The sequence below is a fragment of the Bacteroidales bacterium genome, from assembly GCA_023228145.1.
Taxonomy (GTDB): Bacteria; Bacteroidota; Bacteroidia; order Bacteroidales; family CAIWKO01; genus CAIWKO01.
Genome location: JALOBU010000001.1, coordinates 68,398 through 94,112 on the forward strand (window position 1 = coordinate 68,398; position 25,715 = coordinate 94,112).

At 39.1% G+C, this 25,715-nt stretch carries 17 protein-coding genes and 1 pseudogene; 8 read left to right on the plus strand and 10 right to left on the minus strand.

Going from position 1 to position 25,715, the window contains the following annotated elements:
• Positions 1-9: 9 nt before the first annotated feature.
• Positions 10-1,992, minus strand: a complete 1,983-nt coding sequence (yidC, locus tag M0R16_00310; GenBank protein MCK9611326.1) for a membrane protein insertase YidC — start codon at positions 1,990-1,992, stop codon at positions 10-12.
• A 258-nt stretch (positions 1,993-2,250) separates the two neighbouring features.
• On the opposite strand from yidC, the gene M0R16_00315 reads away from it, so the two are divergent.
• Complete coding sequence (locus M0R16_00315) at positions 2,251-6,072, plus strand: C25 family cysteine peptidase (protein MCK9611327.1); 3,822 nt, start codon at positions 2,251-2,253, stop codon at positions 6,070-6,072.
• A 71-nt stretch (positions 6,073-6,143) separates the two neighbouring features.
• Here M0R16_00315 and M0R16_00320 read toward each other — a convergent pair whose 3' ends face one another.
• From M0R16_00320 to M0R16_00340, 5 genes are all read right to left on the minus strand, one after another.
• Positions 6,144-7,682 (minus strand): aromatic amino acid ammonia-lyase, encoded by a 1,539-nt coding sequence (locus M0R16_00320; protein ID MCK9611328.1) that lies wholly within the window; start codon positions 7,680-7,682, stop codon positions 6,144-6,146.
• Between the two features lie 154 nt (positions 7,683-7,836).
• Positions 7,837-9,201 carry a histidine--tRNA ligase gene (hisS, locus tag M0R16_00325; GenBank protein ID MCK9611329.1) on the minus strand — a complete coding sequence of 455 codons (1,365 nt, stop codon included), beginning with the start codon at positions 9,199-9,201 and terminating at the stop codon, positions 7,837-7,839.
• 31 nt (positions 9,202-9,232) lie between these two features.
• The gene (locus tag M0R16_00330) at positions 9,233-9,979 is read right to left on the minus strand and encodes a hypothetical protein (protein ID MCK9611330.1); all 747 of its coding nucleotides are present in this window, start codon (positions 9,977-9,979) and stop codon (positions 9,233-9,235) included.
• 17 nt (positions 9,980-9,996) lie between these two features.
• Positions 9,997-10,470 carry a WbuC family cupin fold metalloprotein gene (locus M0R16_00335; GenBank protein MCK9611331.1) on the minus strand — a complete coding sequence of 158 codons (474 nt, stop codon included), beginning with the start codon at positions 10,468-10,470 and terminating at the stop codon, positions 9,997-9,999.
• A 1-nt stretch (position 10,471) separates the two neighbouring features.
• Positions 10,472-11,062, minus strand: a complete 591-nt coding sequence (locus tag M0R16_00340; protein MCK9611332.1) for a TIGR00730 family Rossman fold protein — start codon at positions 11,060-11,062, stop codon at positions 10,472-10,474.
• Between the two features lie 82 nt (positions 11,063-11,144).
• Here M0R16_00340 and M0R16_00345 point away from each other — a divergent pair.
• Positions 11,145-12,400 (plus strand): annotated as a pseudogene (locus M0R16_00345) (insulinase family protein).
• Positions 12,381-13,022 carry an O-methyltransferase gene (locus M0R16_00350; protein ID MCK9611333.1) on the plus strand — a complete coding sequence of 214 codons (642 nt, stop codon included), beginning with the start codon at positions 12,381-12,383 and terminating at the stop codon, positions 13,020-13,022. The pseudogene M0R16_00345 and the gene M0R16_00350 overlap by 20 nt, the downstream one beginning before the upstream one ends.
• A 2-nt stretch (positions 13,023-13,024) precedes the next feature.
• Here M0R16_00350 and M0R16_00355 read toward each other — a convergent pair whose 3' ends face one another.
• The gene (locus tag M0R16_00355) at positions 13,025-14,440 is read right to left on the minus strand and encodes a hypothetical protein (protein ID MCK9611334.1); all 1,416 of its coding nucleotides are present in this window, start codon (positions 14,438-14,440) and stop codon (positions 13,025-13,027) included.
• A gap of 85 nt (positions 14,441-14,525) precedes the next feature.
• On the opposite strand from M0R16_00355, the gene M0R16_00360 reads away from it, so the two are divergent.
• The 5 genes from M0R16_00360 to tyrS all read left to right on the plus strand — a co-directional run bounded on the left by M0R16_00360 (position 14,526) and on the right by tyrS (position 19,192).
• Complete coding sequence (locus M0R16_00360; protein ID MCK9611335.1) at positions 14,526-15,296, plus strand: CDP-alcohol phosphatidyltransferase family protein; 771 nt, start codon at positions 14,526-14,528, stop codon at positions 15,294-15,296.
• Positions 15,274-15,528: a phosphoribosylformylglycinamidine synthase subunit PurS gene (gene purS / locus M0R16_00365; protein ID MCK9611336.1), complete on the plus strand. Its 255-nt coding sequence runs from the start codon at positions 15,274-15,276 to the stop codon at positions 15,526-15,528. Before M0R16_00360 ends, purS begins: the two co-directional genes overlap by 23 nt.
• Positions 15,529-15,563: 35 nt before the next feature.
• Complete coding sequence (locus tag M0R16_00370) at positions 15,564-15,914, plus strand: DUF6150 family protein (protein MCK9611337.1); 351 nt, start codon at positions 15,564-15,566, stop codon at positions 15,912-15,914.
• 190 nt (positions 15,915-16,104) lie between these two features.
• Entirely contained in the window at positions 16,105-17,808 is a 1,704-nt protein-coding gene (gene ispG, locus M0R16_00375; protein ID MCK9611338.1) for a (E)-4-hydroxy-3-methylbut-2-enyl-diphosphate synthase, read from the plus strand.
• Positions 17,809-17,893: 85 nt separating this feature from the next.
• Positions 17,894-19,192 (plus strand): tyrosine--tRNA ligase, encoded by a 1,299-nt coding sequence (gene tyrS, locus M0R16_00380; protein ID MCK9611339.1) that lies wholly within the window; start codon positions 17,894-17,896, stop codon positions 19,190-19,192.
• Here tyrS and M0R16_00385 read toward each other — a convergent pair.
• The 3 genes from M0R16_00385 to M0R16_00395 are packed head-to-tail and all read right to left on the minus strand — an operon-like array spanning position 19,189 to position 25,714.
• A complete protein-coding gene (locus M0R16_00385; GenBank protein ID MCK9611340.1) occupies positions 19,189-22,260 on the minus strand; it encodes a PAS domain S-box protein in 3,072 nt (1,023 codons plus the stop codon). The genes tyrS and M0R16_00385 overlap by 4 nt on opposite strands.
• Before the next feature lies 1 nt (position 22,261).
• Complete coding sequence (locus M0R16_00390) at positions 22,262-25,270, minus strand: PAS domain S-box protein (GenBank protein MCK9611341.1); 3,009 nt, start codon at positions 25,268-25,270, stop codon at positions 22,262-22,264.
• A gap of 6 nt (positions 25,271-25,276) precedes the next feature.
• Positions 25,277-25,714 carry a response regulator gene (locus M0R16_00395; GenBank protein ID MCK9611342.1) on the minus strand — a complete coding sequence of 146 codons (438 nt, stop codon included), beginning with the start codon at positions 25,712-25,714 and terminating at the stop codon, positions 25,277-25,279.
• Between the last annotated feature and the right edge of the window lies 1 nt (position 25,715).

Below are 25,715 nucleotides of genomic sequence, written 5' to 3' on the forward strand. Positions count from 1 at the left end.
AATGTAAAATTATTTCTTTACAGGATATCCTCTTTTCTTTGCCATTTCTTCAAGGCGCTTTTGGAAGCCCGAAACTTTCACGGGTTTCTTCCTGTTTTCCTGTATGCGTGCATGAATTTTTTCCTCGTTTACAAATTTACGGAACAGGAACATTTGCGCAAAGGTGATAAGGTTGGCAAGCAGGTAGTAATAACTTAATCCCGAGGCGAAATCATTGAAAAAGCCCAGGAACATAACGGGCATGGCATACATAATAAATTTCATTCCCGGCTGCGACTGCGCTCCCATCATCTGGTTGTTCAGTTTGGTGTAAAATATGGTGGAGATGGTCATCAGCAGGCAAAACAAACTGACATGGTCGCCATAGAACGGTATGCTGAATCCCCCCGGAAAATCCCAAATAGAATCATAGGCGGAGAGGTCTTTAGCCCACAGAAAGCTTTGCTGGCGAAGTTCTATGGAGGCAGGGAAAAAGCGGAACAGGGCAATAAGTATGGGCATTTGCAGCAGCATGGGCACACAGCCCGCCATGGGGTTGATGCCGGCTTTTTTATATAATGCCATAGTAGCCTGCTGTTTCTTCATGGCGTCTTCTTTCTTTGGGAATTTCTTTCCTATCTCTTCCACTTCGGGTTTCAGCACCCTCATGCGTGCCGACGAAATATAAGTTTTGTATGCAATGGGCAATAGCACGATTTTAAGCAATATAGTAAGTATAAGGATGATGATGCCATAATTCATGCCGGTGGAGCTTAACAGGTCGAACACGGGGATGACGGCAAATCTGTTTATCCATTGCATCAGAAAAAATCCCCAGCCCAACGGTATCTGCCGTTCAAAATCCAGGTCGAAAGCCCGCAGGGTTTTATATTTGTTGGGCCCGAAATACAGCGACATGGGAATGCTTTGCTGTGGCTGGTTTTCATAAGGAATGGTGATGGCTGCGGTAAGTGTTTTCAGGTAGCCGGGAAACAGGGTGTCCTGTTTCTGTTCCACTTCCAGTGTGGCTTCTTTAAAACTGGCTTCTGACACAAGAATAGATGTAAAAAACTGTTGTCTGAAAGATATCCATTTCAGGTTGGGAAGCTTTTCTTTTTTGTCGTCTTTTGTTTCTTTCAGGTAATCCACTTTATCTTCGGCAGGTTTAAAATATACCGTGGTATTTATCAGCTCGTTTTTGGTGCTCTTTTCCTGTTGCGTTATGTTGAGTTGCCAGTCGAAGGCAAGGTAGGTGCTGTTGATGTCTATCACATCCTGCATGCCGTTGAGGTTGATGCTGAATCCCATCATGTAGTCATCTGCCCGCAGGGTGTAAAGGAATTCTATATATTTTTCTTTGTTTTTCCTGCCTGTGGTATCCGTACTGTCGGCGCTGTTCGGGTAGAGGCGCATGGAAAATGTTACCGAATCCTTGCCGGCTATTACAATGGAATCTTTTCCTGCAAAGCGGGTATCCGTTAAAAAAGGCTCAAAAAACAATCCGCCGGTGTTAATGTCTTTATATCCCGACAAAAAAGTGAGGGTATAGTTGGAAGTATCGGTATTGAAAAATATTAATGGCCTGCCATCATGTGTCTTGTATTTTTTTAGTTCTACAGAAGAAATGCCTCCGCCCTGGGATGAAATATGTATTTTCAACAAATCGCTTTCCAAAACATAGTGCTTGTTGGCGCCTTTTGCAGAAGAAGAAAATTTTCCAAACTGTTTGCTGAGCTCATTCAGGGTGTCGGGTTTTTGTGAGGGCTGAAGCAGGGGATTGATACTCTTTTCCGCTGCTTTCACGGAATCCTGTTTTATTTTCTGCAGGCTGTCGGCAATCTTAGCTGCTGAATCTGCCTGATATTGCTCTTTCTGCGCCTTAAAAAGTGAATCCTGGTATTTTTTCCGCTTCGCCAGTTCTTCCTCCGATGGTTTTGTCAGCAGGCTGTAACCGATAAGAATACCAAAGATTATCAGCACGCCGACAATGGTATTGATAGTGCTTTTGTTCATTTTTATTGAAAATTATTGAATTGCAAAGATAAAGTATTTGCTCAAATCTCAATAAATTAATACAACAGGCATCTTTGCTGCCGGCGTTTCAGGGCAGGGTTTTGCATATTAAGATTAATAATAACCTTATTACGTCTTTGATTTTTAGATATTTGTCTTTACAAACCTCTTGTTAATGTTTCGTTAATACATTAATGTAACTTATAGCCTATTTTTTAAATTTATTATATTTGCTAAAAATAAAATACATAAGATTTTATGAATATTTTTAAATCCTTTTTAACTGCTGTACTTACCGTACTGGTATTAAACAGCTTCGCACAGGTTGAAATAAAACTGAATACTTCCAAAAGCGAATTCCGTGTTCTGGAATCCAGCCCATACAAAATAAAAGCAAAAGCAAGTGTTGACAAAATAAAGACGATGCCTGTGTCCACGGTGGAAGGCACCTTTATTGAACTTGGATTAAATGGCTTCTCAAAGATATACGATGCCGGCAAGCCACAGCTTCCTGTTTACAACAAGCTGATAGAAATTCCCTATGGCGCTGAAGTAAAAATCAATATCATCAGCTACACGGAACAGAATATCCAACTCAGCAGCACAGGTATAGTAAATAAACTTATGCCGGCCCAGCCTTCTGTTTCAAAAAGTGCCGACCCTTCTGAAATCCCTTTCTATTATGACAGGATTTTATATCAGACAAATGCCTTCACACAGGCCGAAATGGTAACCGTAACACAGACAGGCACCATGCGCGGTGTGCAGGTAGGCAACCTTACGGTAGCGCCTTTCCGTTACAACCCCGTAACAAATACTCTGAAAGTCTACAACGACCTTGTTTTTGAAGTGGTGTTCAAACATCCCGACATTGCGCTTACCGAGCAGATGAAAGAAAAATATTATTCCCCTTATTTTGAATCATCATTAGGGACACTGATTAATTACACACCGCCTGCTGCCAAAGATGAAATAACTCAATATCCGGTAAAATATGTAATCATTGCTTACTCCTCTACAAGCCTTAACTTACAGACCGCTCTGCAACCTTTTGTTTACTGGAAACGCCAGAAAGGATTTAATGTTATTGAGCAATATTATTCTTCTGTTCCATCCACAACCACCATTAAAACGTATTTACAGGGGCTTTATGATGCCGCAACCCCTACTGATCCGGCACCAACATTTGTGTTACTGGTTGGTGATGTAGGTCAGATACCCACTTACACCGGTATTGCCGACAATGCCCATAAAACCGACCTGTATTACTTTACTATGGACGGGACCAGTGATTATCTTGCCGATATGTATTACGGACGTTTTAGTGCTACATCTACTACTCATGTTAACAACCAAGTGAACAAAACATTGCAGTATGAAAAATACACCATGCCCAAAAAAACATACATGGATACCGTCGTCATGGTAGCTGGCTATGATAGTTATGGCAATGACGCCACATATGGAAACGGACAAATAAATTATGGCACAAATAATTATTTTAATGCATCCCATGGCATGTATACATATACTTTTCTAGACCCTAATAATACAGAGGCGATTGCGGGAGCAAATATGAGAGCCGCAATTTATAAAGGCGTGGGTTATGCAAACTATACGGCGCATTGCAGTTCAGGCGGCTGGGGTACACCAGAATTTTCCACATCTCAGATAGCCAATATGTACAATGCCGATAAATACGGTCTGTTGGTAGGCAACTGCTGCCAGTCGAATACTTTTAACGATACAGAGTGCTTTGGTGAGGCACTTCTACGTGCATATTCCAACAAAGGAGCTGTAGGTTACATTGGAGCCTCAGATTATTCTTATTGGGATGAAGATTATTACTGGGGCGTTGGGGCACGTTCAAGCATACAGGTAAATCCAACCTATGATGCCAACAACCTTGGTTCGTACGACTGCATGTTTCATGAACATGGCGAAGCCAAAACAAAATGGTTTGTCACCAACGACCAGATGCGTATTGCCGGCTTGCTTGCTGTGGAAGCCAGCAGCTCAACAATGAAAAAATATTACTGGGAAGAATACCACCTGATGGGCGACCCTTCTGTGATGAATTATTTTTCTGTCCCCGATCCGCTAACAGTAAATTATACCAATCCGCAGAATGTTGGAATTAATTCTCTTGTGGTTAATACCGAAGAAGATGCTTATGTTGCCATATCGCACAATGGCGTTTTGTACGATGCCGAACTGGCACTGGCTGGAGGAGTGGTAACGCTGAATTTTGCTGCAATAACTTCTCCCGACACACTCGACGTTGTTGTCACAAAGCAAAACAAACAGCCTTTTATCGGCACCCTGCGCATCATGGCCGCCAGCATTCCGCTTGACGCCGAAATGGTAAGCATCAACACTCCTGAAGCTACATACAGCTGCAGCGGTTTTTCAGTAGCCCCCGAAGTTACGGTACGCAACATGGGTACCACTACCCTCACCAGTTTCAACATAACTTATTCCATCAATGGAAATACACAGCCGGTTTATAACTGGAACGGCTCCCTGGCCAGCATGGCAAGTGTTAATATTACACTTCCCCAGATTAATATTCCGGAAGGCAGCAGCAACACATTTACAGCAACTACTTCCCAGCCCAACGGCTCTACCGACCAGAATGCTGCCAACGACAGCAAGACCTTAAATTTCAGTGCTGTTACTGTGCCGGTGAGCAGCGATTTCAGTGTGGACACACGTGATTTCTGTGATGCGCCGGGAACGGTGAATTTTACCAACACCAGCCAGAATGCTGCAAGCTACAGCTGGGATTTCGGCGACGGCGGCAACAGCACCGATGCCAACCCCTCGCATACTTACACCGAACTTGGCACATATACGATAACCCTTGTTGCCGATGCGGGCATCTGCGGTAGCGATACGGAAATTAAAACGGCTTTTATCAATGTAGGCGCTCCCATGCCTTTGGTGTATGATGATTCACGCTGTGGCCCGGGAAGCGTAACACTCACCGCCAGCGGCAGCGGCACATTGAACTGGTATGATGCCATCAGCGGAGGCAGCCTGCTCACCACCGGCACTACCTATGTAACTCCCAGCTTGTCAACAACAACTTCGTATTATGTGGAAAGCCTTGTGGATGGCGGCACAGCATATACCGGACTCACAAATAAAGTTAATTCTACGTCCAATAATGTCAGTGCAGAACAAGGTCTTATATTTACATCACAGCAAGCATTTATTTTGAAGTCTGTAAAAATTTATTCTTTGTCAACCGGTACGGCACAAAAGGAAATTAATTTAAAAAATTCTGATGGTTCACAAACTTTAGCAACAACAACTGTTAGTGTACCCAGCGGAGAAAGCCGTGTTACCCTTAATTTTAATGTGCCTGTGGGGACAAATTTAAAACTTGTTTCCCCTAAGAACAGCTATTTGCACAGAGATAATAACCTTTCGCCCAGCCCTTATCCGATTACTTTACCGGGCGTGTTAAGCATTACAACATCTACTGCAAGTAGTGATCCTTTATATTATTATTATTATTTCTACGATTGGGAAGTTGAGATGCCGGATTGCAACAGCGCCCGCAGCGAAGTTACCGCCACCATATTTTCCGCTGAGCCCGATGCACAGTTCACCTATGTTCAAAATAATGAAACTATTGATTTTACAAATACTTCCACTAACGGAGGCACTTATTTCTGGGATTTCGGCGACAGCATTACCAGCACAGACGAAAATCCTTCTCATACTTATCTCGCAAACGACACCTTCCATGTAATGCTTATTGCTACAAACGACTGCGACAGCGACACCACTTATCAGGATGTTGTTATAGTTACCTCGGGTATTGCAGAAACCTCTTTCGTGAATGTTGAAATTTATCCCAACCCTGCCGACGAAATCATCTGGGTGAAAATAAATCGCAATTCTGTAGAAAAGCTAACCATAACGGATATGATAGGCCGTGAACTGAAAACTATCGCTGCCCCTGGCTCATTAACACAAATTGATATGAGCGGAAACAGTGAAGGTGTTTATTTTATCCGTCTTTACGAGGGCGATAAAATATATACGTACCGCTTTACAAAAGTGAAATAGATACGTAGCAGTCGTTTTGGTAAGAGCCCGCCTGAATTTTTCAAGCGGGCTTTTTTTCTTGGCATAATTTTTTATTCCAAACTACCTACTTCTTTTTCCACTTCCTGAAGTATCTCGCAGGAACGTACGAGCGCTTTCATCTTATTATGGTCGGGATAGAGCGGGCGGTCAATATCCAGGTAATCAACATGCTTGCGGATTACTTCGTGGGCTTTTTTGGTTCCTTTTCCGAATTCAAAAGGTGTTTCCAGCTTATTGCGCAAGTCGAGGGCCTGGGCGGCGGCAAAGAATTCTATCCCCAAAATGCCATAAGCATTATCCATTATCTGAAGGTTTTTCAGCACTCCGTTCATTCCCATCGAAACAAAATCTTCCTGGTCGGCGGCAGCAGGAATGGACTGTACGCATGATGGCGTGGAAAGGATTCGCTGTTCCACAATCTGCATATCGGCAGTGTATTGGCTGAGCATCAGTCCGGAAAACATCCCGGCGCCTTTGGTAAGAAAAGGAGGCAGCCCGACACTCAGTGCGGGATTGTTTAGGCGGTTCATTCTTCTTTCGGAAAGAACACACACCATGGTTACTACAGCACCCACTATATCCATCGGAACAGATATAGGTGAGCCCTGGAAGTTGGCTCCCGAAAGTTGCAGGTTTTCTTCAGCAAAGAAAATGGGGTTGTCGGCAACGCCGTTTAGCTCTATTTCCACCTGCGAACGTGCCCATGCAACAGCGTCGTGAGCAGCACCTATCACCTGCGGTGTAGAACGCATGGAATAGGCATCCTGAACTTTTACTTTTATTTTGTTCAGTGCAAGATCGCCGCCACCTGTGATGGTGCGAATAGATTTAGCACTTCTTATACCTCCTGCGAAACCGCGCACTTCAAGGATTTTTCCGTTATAGGGTTTGAGGTTTGCTTTCAGCGCTTCCAGCGACATGGCGCAAGCTATTTCGGCCTGCTTCAGGAAGTTATTTACATCATACAAAATGAGGCAGGAAATACCGGTGATACAGTTGGAACCGTTGATGGCTGCCAGTCCGTCGCGGGCATGAAGCCCGGGAATAGTGATGCCGGCACGCTTCATGGCTTCTTTGCCGTCGAGAAGTTCGCCTTTATAATAGGCATGTCCTTCGCCCATCAGCAGCAAAGCTATCTGCGACATAGGTGCCAGATCGCCGCAGGCGCCTACGGAACCTTTTACGCAAACCATGGGTGTAACTCCTTTGTTGAGCATTTCCACGTAGGTTTGAGTAATTTCAGGACGACAACCGGAATGGCCGTTGGCATGCACATTGATACGGCTGAGCATGGCGGCACGCACATGTTCGATGGGCATGGGCTCGCCGATGCCAGCGGCATGGTTGTAAACCAAATATTTTTGAAAATCCTGCACTTGGTCGTCGGTGAGGACCATCTCGGAAAATTCGCCGATACCGGTATTGATGCCATACATGATTTCATGGTTTTCAATTTTTTTATCAAGCATGGCACGGCATTTTTTTATGCGTTTCACAGCATCGGGATGCAGTTCTATTTTTTCATTGTTTCTGGCGACGTTGACAACGTCTTCAATTTTCAGGTTTTTACCTGTAACGATTAAAGTCATAATGTTAATGGTTTAAAATTTATGATTAAAAAATATTTTTTTAAGAAGTAAAAAAAAGGATACTGACAGGAATCAGCAGAGGCCGGCGCGGTTGATTTTGATTTTGAATTTCAGATTCCAGTTGTGCATAAGGAAAATATGGATTCAAAAATAATTATTTTTTTAATTCTTCCAAAAGTTCATCAAAAGTAAGCTCCTTTTCAATGCCGCTTGTCATATATCTGAGTTTGTATTTCCCTTTGGCAATTTCATCCGGGCCGGCAATAATGACAAAAGGAATTTTATTATTATCCGCATAAGAAAATTGTTTTTTCAATTTGGCATTTTCGGGGTAAACTTCACAGCTTATTCCCAGATTTCTTACCTGCTGTGCAACAGGGAATAGTTGTCTGGTTTCTTCATCACCAAAATTAATAAACAGAACTTTTGTGTAAATTTCGGTAATGGCAGGAAATAATTTCAATTCATTCAGCACATCATAAATTCTGTCGGCGCCAAATGAAACCCCGACTCCCGAAATATCCGGCAATCCGAAAATTCCGGTGAGGTCGTCGTAACGTCCACCTCCACAAATGCTGCCGATAGCTACATCAGAAGCTTTTACTTCTATGATGGCTCCGGTATAATAATCAAGCCCCCGGGCCAGGGTAACATCAAACTCAATCTTTGCTTTTATTGGTAATTTTTTCAGGGATTCAAAAATCTCATTAATTTCTTTTAAGCCGGATTGTCCTGATGCCGTTCCGCCGACAAATTCACGTATTTTTTCAAATTTTGTGTCATTATCGCCGCCAAGGGACAACAAAGGTTTTATTTTTTCAATAGCATCTTCTGAAAGGCCTTTTTCTGAGAGCTCTTTTATTACGTTCTCAATGCCGGTTTTATCAATTTTATCAATGGCTACTGTTATTGCAGTGATTTTATCCGCTTGCCCGATAATTTCGGCTATGCCATTTAAAAGTTTACGGTTGTTGAGTTTTATGGTAATGTTGATGCCGAAACGCTGAAAAATATCATCAATAATTTGAAATAGTTCCACTTCGTTAAGTAGTGATTTACTACCGATAACATCCACATCACACTGATAAAACTCGCGGTAACGGCCTTTCTGCGGCCTGTCGGCACGCCACACCGGCTGTATCTGGTAACGCTTGAACGGGAATGTTATCTCGTTGCGGTTCATCACCACAAAGCGGGCAAAAGGCACGGTAAGGTCGTATTTCAGGGCTTTTTCGCACATGCGGGAAGCCAATTTGGCAGGACTTGTTTTTTCAATGTCCCCGGCATTTATACCTTCCATAAAATTGCCCGAATTCAGTATCTTAAAAATCAGCCGGTCGCCTTCTTCGCCATATTTTCCGGTAAGGGTGCCCAGGCTTTCCATGGCCGGAGTTTCTATCGGTTTATAGCCGTAAAGCAGAAAAACATCTTCAATGATTTTGAAAATGTATTTGCGGCGGCTCATCTCCAGCGGAGAAAAATCACGCGTTCCTTTGGGTATGGAAACATTGACTGCCATGCATTTTTTTACAAAAGTATGAATTTCCTATTTATAACTGATTGATAATCTTTTTTAATGTGGCAGGGTCGTCGGTGATGATGCCGTCAACGCCGTTTTTTATCACCTTTTTCATGTGTTCCGGCTTATTTACAGTCCATACAAAAACCTTTTTGTTCAACCCATGGATAAAATCAACTGTTTTTTTTCCGGCATAAGAATAATTTATGTTGATTTCCGAAATAAAATCAAGTTGAACCTCACCTTTTATGATTTCTTTCAAAGGCAGTTTGACGTATAGCATGCCTGTTTTTATGGTTGGGCAGGCTTTATAAACTTTAAGAAGGGAGTTATAACTGAATGACTGAACCACACAGTATTTTTCGGCTTTGTATTTTTTTATTAACCTGACCACATCCTTTTCAATTCCCGGGTAATTGTTGTTTTCATTTTTAATCTCAATCAGCAGAACACATTTACCATGAATCAGAGTTAACACTTCTTCCAGCGAAGGAATCTTTTCGCCGGTACACTCTTTGGAAAATTTTTTTCCGGCATCATACGATACCAGTTCAGAGAATAAAAAATTCTCAACATTTCCTTTACCGTTGGTTGTCCTGTTGATTTTCCGGTCGTGAATGACGACAGTGACATTATCTTTGGTTTGCCGCACATCCATTTCAATGCGTTCAACGCCAGTTTTTATGGCATTTTTCACTGCCGCCAGGGTATTTTCGGGAGCCAGCAGACTGCCTCCGCGATGGGCTACCACGGCAACTTTTTCTTGTGCTTTCATCATAAATTCCGGGCAGGGTTTTATTGAGTAAGGGTAGCTTCTAAAATCATGTTAAGAAAATTTTCTACTTCCGGGCTGCCTTCTTCAGGCGACCAGGGAGCAAATATTTTGTCAATTTCGGGATGATAGGGGCCTTCTTTAAATTCATAAGCTATAGTGCCATTTTCAAGCGAAAGCATGGAATGATAACGCCTAGGAGGTATTTCTGTAGCATAATTTTCGGTAGTATGGTCAAGGATAACATAGTCGTCAATGGTACCGTCATCCTCATATTCCACCACCAGAATGCGGCCCCTCAACACGATAAAAACTTCATTTTTATCGGGCTTTTCATGCTTGTGAGGGCGCACATAAGTGCCCGACTCCAGCGCATTCAGCAGCCGCTGTAAAACGGCATCATTTCCCGGATGAAAATTGTGATTGATACGTTTTCTCTTTGCCAGACGGGCTTTTTCAGAGAGGTTGTCCAAAAGCTGCCTGTTGATTTTTATCATCTCAGAATTTTGTGTGTTTAAAATTTTCGAGCCATTTTGTTGTTTCAGGCGGTTCAAAGGTCATTAACCTGGCAATGAGTTCTGTTTCATCATCACTGACAAAAAACAGTTGTTTATGCTCCGGCCGTATAAATCGTTCAGCGATAAAATGGTCAAAAAGTTCGAGTAGTTTGTCGAAATATCCTTCAATATTAAAGATGCCTATGGGTTTTTTGCTGATACCCAGCTGGCTGAGGGTGAGCATTTCAAAAAACTCATCCAGAGTGCCGTAGCCTCCTGGCAGTATTAAAAACGCATCTGAAAGCTCATAAATAAGAGTTTTTCGCTCGCTCATTGATTCAACCACATGCATAGTACTCAGATTGCGGTGCGCCACTTCCACATCCACCAGACGCCGGGGGATGACACCTGTAACTTTTCCTTTTTCTTCTAAAACACTATCGGCGATAACTCCCATCAATCCGATATTTCCGGCGCCATATATCAGGGTAAGGCCATTTTTGGCAAAAAGCTTTCCTAAAAGATATGCTTTTTCCCGGTAAACATCTTTACCACCCATTGCAGAACCGCAAAATACTGCTATGTTTTTCATTATGAGTATTCGATGTTGCAAATGTATATAAATTATTGCTAAAACATCTATTTATAGCTTATTATGCCTTACTTTTGCTTTCATGAAAAATAACCAGGAACATCATTTTTACGAACTAAGCAATGGAGTGCGTATTATTCACAAGAATAGCAACACCCCTGTAATTCATCTCGGATTGTTTATTAATGCGGGCTCCCGTGACGAAAAAAAAGAAGAACAGGGTATGGCGCATTTTATAGAGCATGTGATATTTAAAGGCACACAAAAACGTAAGTCCTACCAAATATTCAACAGCATCGAAAATGTGGGCGGTGACCTGAATGCATATACTGCCAAAGAGGAAACCTGCATACACTGTTCTGTTCCGGCGGAATACTTTGAAAAAGCCGCGGAAATTATTGCTGATGTTGCCTTTCATTCGATATTTCCCGACAAAGAACTGGAGAAAGAAAAGGATATCATTATAGACGAATACTATTATTTTAAGGACATCCCCGAAGAAACTATCATGGATGATTTTGATGAACTTGTGTTTGGCAATCATCCCTTGGGGTATAACATACTTGGCCATCCGGAACGCATCCGGCAATTTTCAAAAAAAGATATTGACGCATTTATGCAGGCCAATTACCATCCCTCAAAAATGGTGGTCAGTGTGGTGGGCAATGTGCCCGAAAAAAATGTTTATCGTATCATTCAAAAATATTTTGACTTCAGGCAAACCTTACAATTAAAAGCCCGTGCACGCCGAAAGTTTTCAGCATACCTACCCGTTAAAAAGGCATATAAAAAAAAGATATTTCAGTCGCATTGCATTATGGGGACTCCGGCTTATTCCACTTTTGACAAACATAAAACAGCTTTGATACTCCTGAACAACCTGCTTGGAGGGCCTGCATCCAATTCGCTCTGAATATGGCGGTACGTGAAAAACACGGCCTGACGTACAATATTGAGTCGAACTATTCGGCATTTACCGATACGGGGCTTTTCAGGATTTATGTGAGCGCCGACAACGACAGTATGGAAAAAACCACGGAAATCATTGACAAGATATTGAAATCCCTGCGGGGAAAAAAGTTAGGTACATTGCAGTTAGCGAGGGCAAAACAGCAATTGCTCGGGAACCTGTGCCTGGCGCTTGAAAATAAAACAGCCGAAATGCTTTCCATGGGAAAAGCTTTTTTGATTTTCAATAGAGTGGATACCGTGGAAACGATAAGCCGCAAAATTGAAAATATCACGGATATGGAATTGCTGGAAATTGCCAACGAAATTCTTTGCCCTGCCTGCTTTTGTGAATTAAAATATTTGTCTGATGAATCTTACAGAGGATAAAATCACAACTTATGCAGAAATGATTTCAAGCCCCGAGGGCAGGGTATTAAGCCGCCTGAGGCGCGAAACACACCTGAAAGCGATGAACCCCATCATGCTTACAGGGCATATTCAGGGAAGTTTATTACGGATGCTGACATCCATGATAAAGCCACGCCTGGTGCTTGAAATAGGAACTTACACAGGCTATTCGGCAATTTGCATGGCGCAGGGCCTAAACGAAAACGGAAAAATCATCACCATAGAAATCAATCCTGAACTGGAAAATATCTGCAGGAAATATTTTGCAGAAAGCGAAATGAATGATAAAATTAATCTCATCATCGGCGATGCGCTCACAGTAATACCAACACTTGAGCAAAAGTTCGATATGGTATATATTGATTGTGATAAATCAGACTATCTCAATGTATATAATCTTGCTATGGAAAAACTGAATTCAGGAGGGTACATATTTGCAGATAATGTGTTGTGGCATGGAAAAATTTTTGCCTCTGACGATAAAAACAACAAAGGCACCAAGGCCATTAAATTGTTTAATCGCTATATAAAAAATGATGTCAGGGTGCAGAACCTGCTGCTTCCCATGCGTGACGGACTTATGCTCATACAGAAACTGTAATCTTATTTCTGAAATAAAAACAGTTTCTTATTATTTTCCACGAGTTTCATAATGTTTATGAAAGCTGTATCCTGAAAAAATCTCATAAAAAGTGTGTCGTTTTCAAAACGCGACTTGTCGCTAAATCCCAGTTTTGCGGCTTTGCGCAGATGAGTCAACACTTTTTCATCATCTTTTTTTTGTGCAAAAATCCTGGCAAACATAGCTTCGGGTTCGGGGTTGTCCGTATCAATTATGGAATATAATTCAATGTAGTGATGGGCTTCCTCTGTTTTATTCTGGCTTATGGAGGAGTTGCTTGCGGAGAAAGCAGCCAGACTGAGATATTCCAGGATTCTTTTAACAATTGCTTTATCATTGGATTGATTTGAAAATGTAAGAAATTGGTTCAATTTTACTACTTCCGCTTTCCACCATGTTGCATTTTCGGTTGTTAGTTTTTGTGCATATTGTTGTTGCATGGCAAGTTCTCTTTTCAGGTTCAGTTCTTCCTGCTGAAGGTAGTTTTTTACAACAGAATTTCCTGCGAGTACCTGATGTTGTTCCTCCATGCTTTTGGTATCAGCAATGCCTTTGAAATAACTTACCATTTTCTTTATCAACAGGTATTCTTTGAACTTATTGCCATTTTTTCGGGCATTTTCGAGCAATTGTTTTTGCTCTTCAAAATGCTGGTTGATAAAATTTGTATCGGCAGGAATTTTATTGTCTTTCATAGCGTTTAATTCCATCCACAAAAACACCTCATTAAACTCTTCTTTGGGCGGCCAGCCATGCGTTCCTTCAAAAACTACAAATTGCCGCCTGAAATTATTTTTTTCCAGGGCCATATCAAGCCGGAGCATTTCCGCATAGTTCATATCCTGGTCTCCTGCAAATCCAAAAAAGTCAAATTTAGATTTTATTGCGTCTTTGGTTTGAGGAAACCCCCCTGAGCAGCCTATAACACCGGCAATGCCGCCTTTAATGATGGCAACAGAACTTGCCACGCGTGCTCCTCCTGAAAACCCGCATGTATATATTCTGCCGGGGTCTATGCTAAAACGGGCTTCAATGTCTTCGAGCATGATATCATAATGCGCAGCTGCTGTTTCCCATGTCATGCCATTTCGGGATACCAGAGAGCCTGCCAGAATATAACCATATTTTTCAGCACAGGACTTCAGTAATTCAAGAGGTATGAGGCCATTGGCTGTCGGGTCAAAACATATTATTAAAGGTGATTTTTTTTCTTCAGAATAATTTAAAGGCAGGTATAATGCATAAGCATGGGTGGCGTTTTTGTGGCAATTAACTTTTGAGATTATCTTTCCTTTCTCAAAAGGTTTTTCTTCCTGTTCCTTAGTTTTTTGTTGCCCCGTACAGGAAATAAGCATTGAACAGGATAAAAAAATTATTAAATAAATATGACTTTTCATAATGCTGCTATTTATAAACAAAAATAAAGAAAAGTATTTTGCCCGATATTGCCTGAAATAATTATTTTTGTTTTTTATATTGTTTATGCGTTTAAAGTCAAATATTGCAAATTTTATAACCCTTTTTAACCTGCTTTGCGGAAGTATTGCTATATATTTTCTGTTCAGAGAAGAATATATGAATTCGCTTTATTTTATTCTCGCGGCAGCTTTTTTTGATTTCTCCGATGGTTTTATTGCCCGTGCATTAAAAATAAAATCACCTATGGGCAAACAGCTTGATTCTCTTGCCGATGTGGTGTCGTTTGGACTTGCCCCGGGTATTGTGCTTTTTCAGATGATGGCAAATAGCTTCAATCATAATCATCTGATTTTACCTGAATACACATCTTTTTTAGCTTTTCTTATACCTGTCTTTTCTGCATGGAGGCTCGCCAAATTTAATATTGACGATAAGCAATCCTTTCAATTCCGGGGTTTGCCGACACCGGCTTGCGGACTGTTTATTTTTTCATTATTACCAACTTTTTCCGGAAATATGTTATCTCCGCTCTTTCCCTGGCATGACGAATATTATAAAATTATTACACATCCGGCCTTTTTATTATCAGCAACACTTTTGCTCTCGTTTTTGCTGGTTTCGAACATCCCTTTAATGGCTTTCAAATTTAAATCGTTTTCATGGGAGAAAAATAAAATAAAATATGTTTTCCTGATAATCTCAGTATTGTTATTCATATTATTTTATTTTGTTGCAGTACCTTTTATTTTAATTTTGTATATAGTAATATCATTTTTTGAAACAGTAATATTATCTAAAAGTAAAAAGAAACATGAATTTTATAGCAGAAATTGACATCATGCCATTAAAAGAATTGCTTGACCCTCAGGGTAAGGCTGTAACATCGGGATTAAAAAATATGGGAATTCCCGAGATTCATGACGTCCGTATTGGAAAGCATATAAGGGTTGAAATTGAAGCCAAGGATGAAAAAACTGCTAAAGATAAAATTGACAGGGCATGCAGAGAATTACTCTCCAATCCTATAATGGAAAGTTATTCTTATGTTATCAACAAAATGAAATGATTAAGTTACACATGGATTAATTAATATCATTTTTTATGAAAAACCTATGCAATATCAGTATGTTTTTGCTTGTGTTGCTCATAAGCCTAAACACAGTTAAGGCACAAAAAATCTATTCCTGTGATTATAAGAGTGATGCCAAAGTGAAAGTGTATGTGGCTGAATATAAAAGCGATGCCGACCTGGTTGTTTACAAATGTAATTATGCAAGTGATGCTACTGGGAACGAGGGGTTATGGTACTTTTGCGAGTATAAGAGTGATGCGGATGTTACCATTTATTTTTGCGATTATAAAAGCGATGCTGATTTGGTGATATATTTTTCTACTTACAAAAGTGATGCAGCTTGGAAAAATAACAGCAAAAAGCATTTAATGTATAAATAGAATTTGAAGTATTTACCAAAAGAGACTCTCTTAAAAATCTGTGTAACCCTTTATTTCTCTGTTAACTCTATGGTACATAACAATACAATTCATTTAACCACAGAGAGCTAGAAAGTTAAGACAAAGAAAACACAGAAATGTTCTAACGATTTTTGGACTGCCTCTTTTTAATATTTATAAATATTTTTACTTGAAATCCAGGGAAATATACATAGGAAATTTGCCGCTTGGAGGACAGCATCCGGTGCGTATCCAATCCATGACAAACAAAAAAACCATGAATACAGAGGCAACGGCAAAACAAGTACTTGCCTTGGCGGAGGCTGGCTGTGAAATGGTTAGAATTGCAGCACGGAATAAGACGGAAGCTGCAAATTTGAAAAATATCAAAAATTTTATTGCCCGATATAATTGCCATGTACCTTTGGTTGCAGATATTCATTTTTTGCCCGAAGCTGCAGAAGTGGCGGCACGTATTGTTGAAAAAGTACGCATCAACCCTGGTAATTTTCTTGATAAGTCTTTATTTCTGAAAAAGAAAACTACTGTTTACGATGAGAATCTTTATCAGCAAGAGCTCGAAAACATTAGCCTTCGTCTTAAACCGCTGCTGAATATCTGCAAAGAGTATGGCACGGTTATACGTATCGGGGTCAACCACGGTTCTTTATCAGAACGCGTTACATGGCGTTATGGAAATACAGCCGAAGGTATGGTAGCTTCGGCCAAAGAGTATATTGAAATTTGCCGTTTACAAGGATTTCACAATCTGGTAATTTCAATGAAATCAAGTGATGTGAAAACCATGGTGTATGCATATCGTTTGCTTGTGATCCAAATGATTAAGTTAGGTTATGACTATCCCTTACATCTTGGGGTTACAGAAACTGGTGCTGGAATTGATGCCCGTTTAAAATCAGCGGCAGGAATAGGTACACTGCTTCTTGAAGGCATTGGGGATACCATACGCGTTTCTCTGACAGAAGACCCTTTAAAGGAAATACCCATTGCTAAACTGCTTGTCGATAATTTCGGGAAAACGAAGAAAAAACAAATCAGCAGGATACCTAAAATTAATACTTATAATAAAACATTTACATATAAAATAAACTGCCTGGAGCATTTCAGTCAAACAGCTTGTGTATTGCTTGAGACACAAAAAAAAGGATTCAAAGAAGTTTCTCCGGATTTTTATCTCGACAAATCAAAAAAGTATTTGTCTGATGCAGATACCGGGATAAAAATTCCCGTTGTTTTTTTAAGAACAGAAAAATACGATGTAAGTATATTTAATAAACAATACCGTTCGGTTTCTGCTCTTATGTTTGATTTCAGTGATTGCAAAGATTTATTTAGGATGAAAAAACAGCTGAAAGAAATGAGGAAGCAGTATCCGGGAAATCCATTGCTTATCTATAAAAACTACCCCCTAAATAAATGCGAAACCGACCTGTCATTAATTGCTGCTACCGAATTTTCATTTTTTCTTATTGATGGCATGATAGATGGAATTTGTATAGATATGGATACTGAAAATACAAATCTGAAAGAACTTATGTTCGGTATTTTACAAGCCACGGGCCTGCGGCGCATTAAAGCAGAATTTGTTGCATGTCCTACATGTGGAAGAACATCGTACGATGTGGAAGAAGCCTTAAAAATGATTTCGGAAAAACTATCGCATCTGAAACATCTGAAGATAGGAGTGATGGGCTGTGTGGTGAATGGCCCGGGAGAGATGGCCGACGCCGATTACGGTTATGTGGGAACAACAACAGGGAAAATTAACCTTTACCGTAAACAACAGTTGGTGAGTAAAAACATTACAGAAAGTGAAGCCATGGAAAAGCTTATTGAATTGATTAAAAATGACGGCAATTGGGTAGAGTCGTGAAACAGTCAAACACAAGAACATATAATTGTCAGTTTGTGAGATGAGAATTCTCTGAAGAATTGTTTAATTTTGTTAAAAAGTTGATATGAATTTCATTGAAGAATTGCGCTGGAGAGGGATGGTGCACGATATGACTCCCGAAGTGGAGCAACAGCTTGCCAAAGAAATGACCACAGCTTATGTGGGTATTGACCCTACAGCCGATTCGTTGCACATCGGGCATCTGGTCTCCATTATGATGCTGAAACATTTCCAGTTATGCGGCCATAAACCAATTGCTCTTGTTGGCGGTGCAACAGGGATGATTGGAGACCCGTCGGGCAAGTCGGAAGAGCGCAATCTGCTGGATGAAGAAACACTTAGATTTAATCAGGAAGGCATACAGAAACAGCTGCAAAAATTTCTGGATTTTTCAGAGGGTATTCCCAACAAAGCTGAAATAGTAAATAACTATGACTGGATGAAAGATTTTAATTTTCTTTCATTTTTACGTGAAGTGGGTAAATACCTCACCATAAATTATATGATGACGAAGGATTCGGTTCAAAAACGTATGCAGGCAGGAAGCGGCATTTCATTTACTGAATTTACTTACCAATTGGTACAGGGATATGATTTTTATTGGCTCAGCCTGAACAAAAACTGCAAATTGCAAATGGGTGGAGCCGACCAATGGGGCAACATTACTACAGGAACAGAACTTATAAGGCGCAAAGGCGGTACGGAGGCTTTTGCAATTACCTGTCCCCTGATTACGAAAACAGATGGTAGTAAATTCGGAAAAACCGACAGCGGGAATATCTGGCTTGACCCCCAAAAAACTTCGCCATATAAGTTTTACCAGTTTTGGTTGAACTGCTCTGATGCTGATACTGAGAAATACATTAAAATATTTACTTTGTTTTCAAAACAGGAAATAAATGACCTGATTAATCAGCATCAACAATTCCCGGAAAAAAGAATACTGCAGAAAGCTATGGCAAAAGATATTACCGTTAGGGTTCACTCCGAACGCGAATATGAAACTGCCTGCAGGGCGTCGGAAATATTATTTGGTAAAGGAACAGCAGAAACATTGCAATCACTTGACGAGCAAACATTTCTTTCTGTTTTTGAAGGCGTACCTCAATATGAAGTTTCTCCACTTGATTTACAATCAGGTATTGAAATTACGGAACTGCTCACCATAAAGACAAATATAATTCCTTCAAAAAGTGAAGCAAGAAGGTTGTTCAAAGAAGGTTGCCTGCTGGTTAACAAACAAAAAATGCAGGAAGGAATAAGTATTGATAGAGCATCGTTGCTTAATGAAAAATACATCCTGGTGCAGAAGGGAAAGAAGAATTATTTTCTTTTAATCTGCAAAAATCAAACTCCCGATTAATTTTCAGTGGCTTCTGTAAGAAAATTGCTTATTACTTTTTGAAGCGAAGTTTTGTCAATAGGTTTCAAAACAAAACTAACGAAATATTTTTTCATTATTTTTTCAATTTCTTCCTCTGTTGAATAAGCTGTCATTGCAATAATCGGCAGTTTGTCATTCATGGATTGTATTTCAGCAGCTGCTTGAATACCCGACATGCCGCTTTCCAGATTAATATCCATCAGTACAATATTATAATCAGACCTTTTCACCAGTTCAATGGCAAGCATTCCGGTAGTGGCAATGTCAACTTCAAAATTGTTTTTCAGGTAAGCATTAATTAAATCGCCGTTAACTTTATTATCATCAACTACCAGAATTTTATATTTTATTTTTTTGCCGGATTTCTTTTTTGTTTTTTTTATTTCGGATTCAGAGTTCTCCATCGTTATAAGGCTATGTGGTGCCGCAGGAATATAAACTGTAAAAACAGAACCTTTGCCAAGTGTGCTTTCTACAATAATAAACCCCTTCATTAACTCTACCATTTTTTTGCTCAAAGATAAGCCTAGACCACTTCCCGAATATTTTCTGTTCAATCCTTCACTAACCTGCCTGAATTCTTCAAAAATCATCTGATAGTCTTCCCTGGAGATACCGATACCCGTGTCAATAAAACTAATATATACATACCCTTTTTCGTTTTGCTCCGAATAGCCAGTTTTTATAGTAATGCTTCCTTTTTCAGTATAGTTTATTGCATTATTGATAAGATTCTTAAATACCTGAAGAATATAGTTTTCGTTAAAAGATGCAATTTTCTGTTCGTGATATTTTTTGATTATTGTAAGGCCTTTTTTATGTGCTTCAGGTTCAAGACTTATCACAGCCATATCAACAAACCTGTTGATGTCTGTACTGATAATATCAAGTTGTTTTTTACTAGCTTCAAACTGTGATATCTGTATGATGGAATTCAGGGTGTTCATGAGGCGATCACCTGATTCTAAAATGTTATCCACCATATTTAGGGATTCTGGATCTTTAGCCTTACTTTTCAACAGAGAAGCAAAACCAAGTATTCCTGTCATAGGTGTTCTTAGTTCATGATTCATATTTGCAATAAGTGAGGTTTTCAAACGGTTGGATTCTTCTGCTTTTTCTTTCGCCTTAATAAGTAGTGTTTCTGAATTTTTTTTATAAATCAATGCAGCAATCTGCTCAGAAACAAAACTCAGCAAATCTTTATCGTATGTAGTAAAGTTAACCTCCTCTTCATAACTTTGTATGGCGATGACACCAATAACCTTGTTTTGTGTAATCAATGGCACACCAAGCCATTTGGCCGACATGGGTCCAATCATTTCTATTTCGCCCGACATTTGTAATTGTTTCAGCATAAGAGGGGTTAAAAGAACAGGCGAGCCGTGGCGTAATACATATTCGGTAATTCCTCTTCTTAATTTTCTCGGCTTAGGTTTTTCATCATATTTGTCAACAAAATAAGGAAATGTAATAAAATCATTGTCTTCATCATAAAGAGCAATGTAGAAATTATCAGCATTTATTAGTTCACTAATGTAAATATGGATTGATTTGTAAAGGTCTTCAACGTCTTTTGAAGTATGTATAAGTTGGGATATTTTAAAAATTGTGTCCCGGACTTTTTCTGTATGTTTCAGTGATGTAATATCCCTATAAAAGTTCATTATGGCTTGAATTCCACCATATTCAATAACAGAACCATTTATTATGATATTAATTTCAACACCTTTTTTGTTATGATGCACGGATTCAAAATTCTTACAGGAACTATTATTTTCAATATTTATTAACTGTTGTTTGTCTGATTCAAAATTTTGACAAAGCCTGGTATAGCTCATTCCTTTAAGTTCATCAATAGAATACAAATACATTTCCGAGGCTTTTTCGTTTGCCGTTAAGATTGAATTAGTTGCTGGGTCAATGATAAGAATAGCAACGCTTGAGTTTTCGAAAATGGTTCGGTATTGAGCTTCTGAACGTTCTAATTCTAAAATGGCTTTTTTTTGTTCGGTTATGTCCCGGATAATACGGCCGATATAAGAATTATTCTGTGTTTTTATGCCGAATGATGACAAGTATATGTATTTTTCTATACCATCTGGAGTATATATTTTTCCTTCAATGTTATGATCGCTTTTATTCACATCCGGAAACTCAAGTGCTATGAGGCTGTTATTTTTTAATTTTTGGTAAAACTCTGGTGTTTTTTTTCCGGGATGCATCATTTCAAACTCAACATCCCAGTGATATTTTCCAATAGCTTTTTCAGCTGACAACCCGGTAATCATGTACATACTTTCATTCCATTCAATAATCCTTCCCTGACTGTCGTTCAGCATGATGCCTTCAACGGATTGTTCGATGACATTTCTGAATTTATCTTCACTCTGAAGAAGGGCGGCTTCAGTAATTTTTCGCTTGCCGGCTTCATCCTGTAATCTTTCTATAGTTGTGTTTAATAAAAATGTTCGTTTTTCTACTTCTTTTTCTAGCTCATCTTTTTCGTATTTGCTCATTATTTCAGAATCCCTGAACTTTGTTATTTCATTGAAAATCCCAATTATATAGGCTTTATGTTCACTGTCATAAAATATGTTTTTTTTCGACAGTACCGTATAAACACCTCCCTTTGTTGTTGTGATTTGCTGTTCCACAACGGACTCTTTTCCGCAAGCAATAACTTCTGTATCCTGAGCTTCAAAACGCCCTGCAACGCTGTCGGAAAAAATAACATTGCTTTTTTTGCCGTAAATATCTTTATAAGAAACATTAAGGAACTTACAGAAAGCTTTGTTAACATAAAACCAATTTGAATTAGCATCTTTGATAAAGAATGGCTCAGGCAAATCATGCAAGATGTTAAGGTATCGTGAACAATTAACCTTAAAAAAATTTTTTACTTCCTCAGGCAATTCGTAAGAATAAAAATCGTTATTTTCATCACCAGTTAAATCGTCTATCAGCAAAATACGATTGGATTTGTTTTTATCCAGTTCTTTTACAAATTTTAATAAATCAACTTTATTATTAAATTCTCGTAACATATCATTTCATTTTGTTAGGTAGCCCGATTATAAACGTGCTACCTGTATTTTCTTTGCTGTCAATTCTTAGGTACCCGTTATTTTTTTCAACAAGTTCTTTGCATAAAATGAGCCCCAGTCCGCTTCCTGTTTCTGATTCGGTACCGGGGGTTTTGATCTTTTCATCAATTTTAAAAATTTTATCTATGTGTTCTTTTTTTATGCCGACACCGTTATCGGAAACAGATATTTCCACAAAATCACTCATCTGTGTGTTTTCTGAAACACCTGAAGCAGAAACCCTGACGAACCCACTGCGGTTTGTGTACTTAATGGAATTGGATACCAGGTTGCGTATTATAGTTTTCACCATGTTGCTATCGGCATATATGGCAAGGTTCTCCGGTATATCAGAAATGATTTTAATCTGTTTGATTTTTGCACGGTACTGCAACACATCAATAGCTTCAAAAACAACGTGCCCCACATCAAGCATTTCCGGCTTAAACCCCATTTTCCCTGTTTGAGAGTTAGCCCATTCAAGCAGGTTTTGAATTAATTTTAGCAACGACTCTGTTGAAAGCTGAATATTGTTAATGTAATTTATTTTATCCTGTTCCGCAAGCGATTTGTAATTTTCAGTTAAAATTCCCGAAAACCCTAGAATAGCATTCAGAGGGTCTTTCAAATCGTGAGCAATGATTGAAAAAAAGCGGTCTTTGGTGGCAACAAGGTTTTTAAGCTCTTCATTTCTGACTTTTAAAAGATTTTCCATGCTTTTTCTTTCAGAAATATCCCTGCTGATACTTAATAAATGTGGTTTGCCTTTTATCAGGATCAATTCAGCCGACATATCTATAATTCTTTTAGTTCCGTTTTTATTTTGTACAATAATCTCCAGATTATGGCAATGGCCATAAGTTTTAACGTCATGCAACAATTTATCTCTGTCTTTAGGATTATCCCAGATGTTGATATCCAGGGTTGACTTGCCTTTAAGGTCTTCAGGGGCATAACCGGTATATTTTGTAAAAGTATCATTTGAATCAATATAATAACCGTCCTCAATCCGGGTTACAAGAATTGCGTCAGGGCCTTTGTCAAATATTATCTGCAGTTGTTCCTTGGCTTCCTTAAGGCCTTGTTCGGCTTCCTTTTGCCGCGTAAAATCCATAATAGCACAGCTTAACCCAAAAACCTTACCTGCAGAATCAAATAAAGGAATATAGCTCCCGTAAACATTTGCTTTCTTCCCCTTTTCAAACTCAATATCATCTATAACTTCTACTGTCTTAGCACTATTAACACATTTGTCAAATAAAAGCTTATGACGCTCATAAAGATCCGGAGGGAAAAAATCTTTAAAATTGTGGTTTTCGATTAGATGAAGCGGTACCATGAATGTTTTTTCATAATGTTTGTTGGCAAAAAAGTAATTGCCGTCTTTGTCAAGTGCAGATATCCACATCGGAAGTGAGTCTATCATACTTCTTAAAAGTATGCGGCTTTTACTCACTTCTTCTTCTGCCTTTTTTCTATCGGTGATGTCAAGAAGTGACGCCAGGCTTTTGTGGGTGCCGGGTATCATGTCAATGTAAAGCAGTATGTTTTTTATGTTGCCTTTAATATCTTTAAATCTGAACTCGTATGATTTTAAAGCTTTTAAAGTATCAGCTCTTCTGAGTTTGTGCATTTCTACCATTCTTTCCAGGTCTTCAGTAACAACAAACTCAGTCCACTTTTTCTTGTTTTCGATTTTCTCTTTTGGAATGCCTGACAACTCTGAAAATTTTGAATTTACCAAAGAAATAGTTTTATCTTCTTCAATTATTATTGTTGCAGTACCAGTATTTTCAAAAAAAGTTCTGTATTTAGCTTCAGATTCTTTTAAAAGTAATTCTGCCTGTTTGCGTGCAGTAATATCATTGAATACCGTAAGCATAGCAGGTTCTCCTTTATAAACCATACCCAGACTGGTCACTTCAACAGAGATATTGTTCCCTTTATTAGTGATGAAGACTTCTTCAAGAGACTCTGCTTTCGTATTTTTATTTAGCACTTTTTTAATTCTTTGAGCAGCGACTTCCTGATAATCGGGATGAATAAAATTAAAAATATTTAATCCCATGGTTTTCTCAATCGATGCTTCCATTATTTTAGAGGCAGCCTCATTTGCAAAAACAATATTCCCTTTGCTGTTTATGACAACTCCAACAGGGAGAAGTCTAATTAGGTTGCTGTATCGTTCTTCACTTTCCTTAAGTTCTTTTTCGGCTTGTTTACGTTTTGTAATATCTCGGAAAATTGTCTGAATGGTTTTGTTCGGCATAATTTTAGAGTGCATTTCAACCTCACAAATACTGCCGTTTTTTTTTATTATTTTTCTTTCTTTGATAATAACTTTGCCTTTTTGAAGCAAATCATATCTAATGGGGTTTTTTTTCAGGTCTTCTTTTTCATAGAGGTCAGATATGTTTTTTGTCAATAATTCATCTTTGCTATATCCTGTCATTTCGGTGCCACTTGAGTTGCTGCCAATTATGTTTCCTTCGGTGTTTAACTGAAATATACCATCAGCGGCTTGTTCAAAAAGAAGGCGGTATTTTTCTTCGCTGGCGCGCAATTTTTCTTCTGCTTCGATTTGCTCATGCCACATTTGTTTTATTTCCAGAGCATGGTTAATGGCTTGCCGCAACCGGATAGTGTTTTCTTTAAGTACATAATCAACAGCACCCACCTTGACCGTTTCAGCAGCAGTTTCTTCATCAATGGAGCCGGTATAAATAATAACCGGAACCAGCGGGGCAAGTTTTTTTGCATGACGGATAACCGTCAATCCATCAAAATTGGGCATATTAAAATCCGAAACAATGACATCAGGTTTATAAGTATTTAAAGATTCAATTAACGCTTCATTTGTGCTTACATCAGAAAATTCAACAGATTCTAACTCATGTTTAATTTCTCTTTGTGCCAGTTCAATATCCAGTGGATTATCTTCCACTATCAGTATTTTATAATGCTTTGCCATGTTGGTTTATTTAGGTGGATGGTTAATAACAAGCCAGTACAATCCCAGGCTGTTTATTGTTTCGGTAAAACTAACAATATCTACGGGCTTAACAACATAACTGTTTGCCCCCAGTGCATAAGCCGCTTTAATATCCGGGTCCTCAAGGGATGAGGTTAGCATAACAATCGGGATATTTCTCAATTCTTCATCCATTTTGATTGTTTTTAATACTTCCAGGCCGTTTACTTTAGGCAGTTTGATGTCAAGAAAAATAACTTTTGGAGGAATATTTTCTCTTTCTGAGAATTTTCCTTTGCAAAAAAGATAATCCAGAGCTTCTTCTCCGTCAATAACCACAAAAATATTGTTGGCTATGTGGTGTTTGTTGAGTGTTCTCAGGGTTAATTCGACATCCTGCGGATTATCTTCAACTAATAAAATGTCAACAATGTTGTCGTTCATA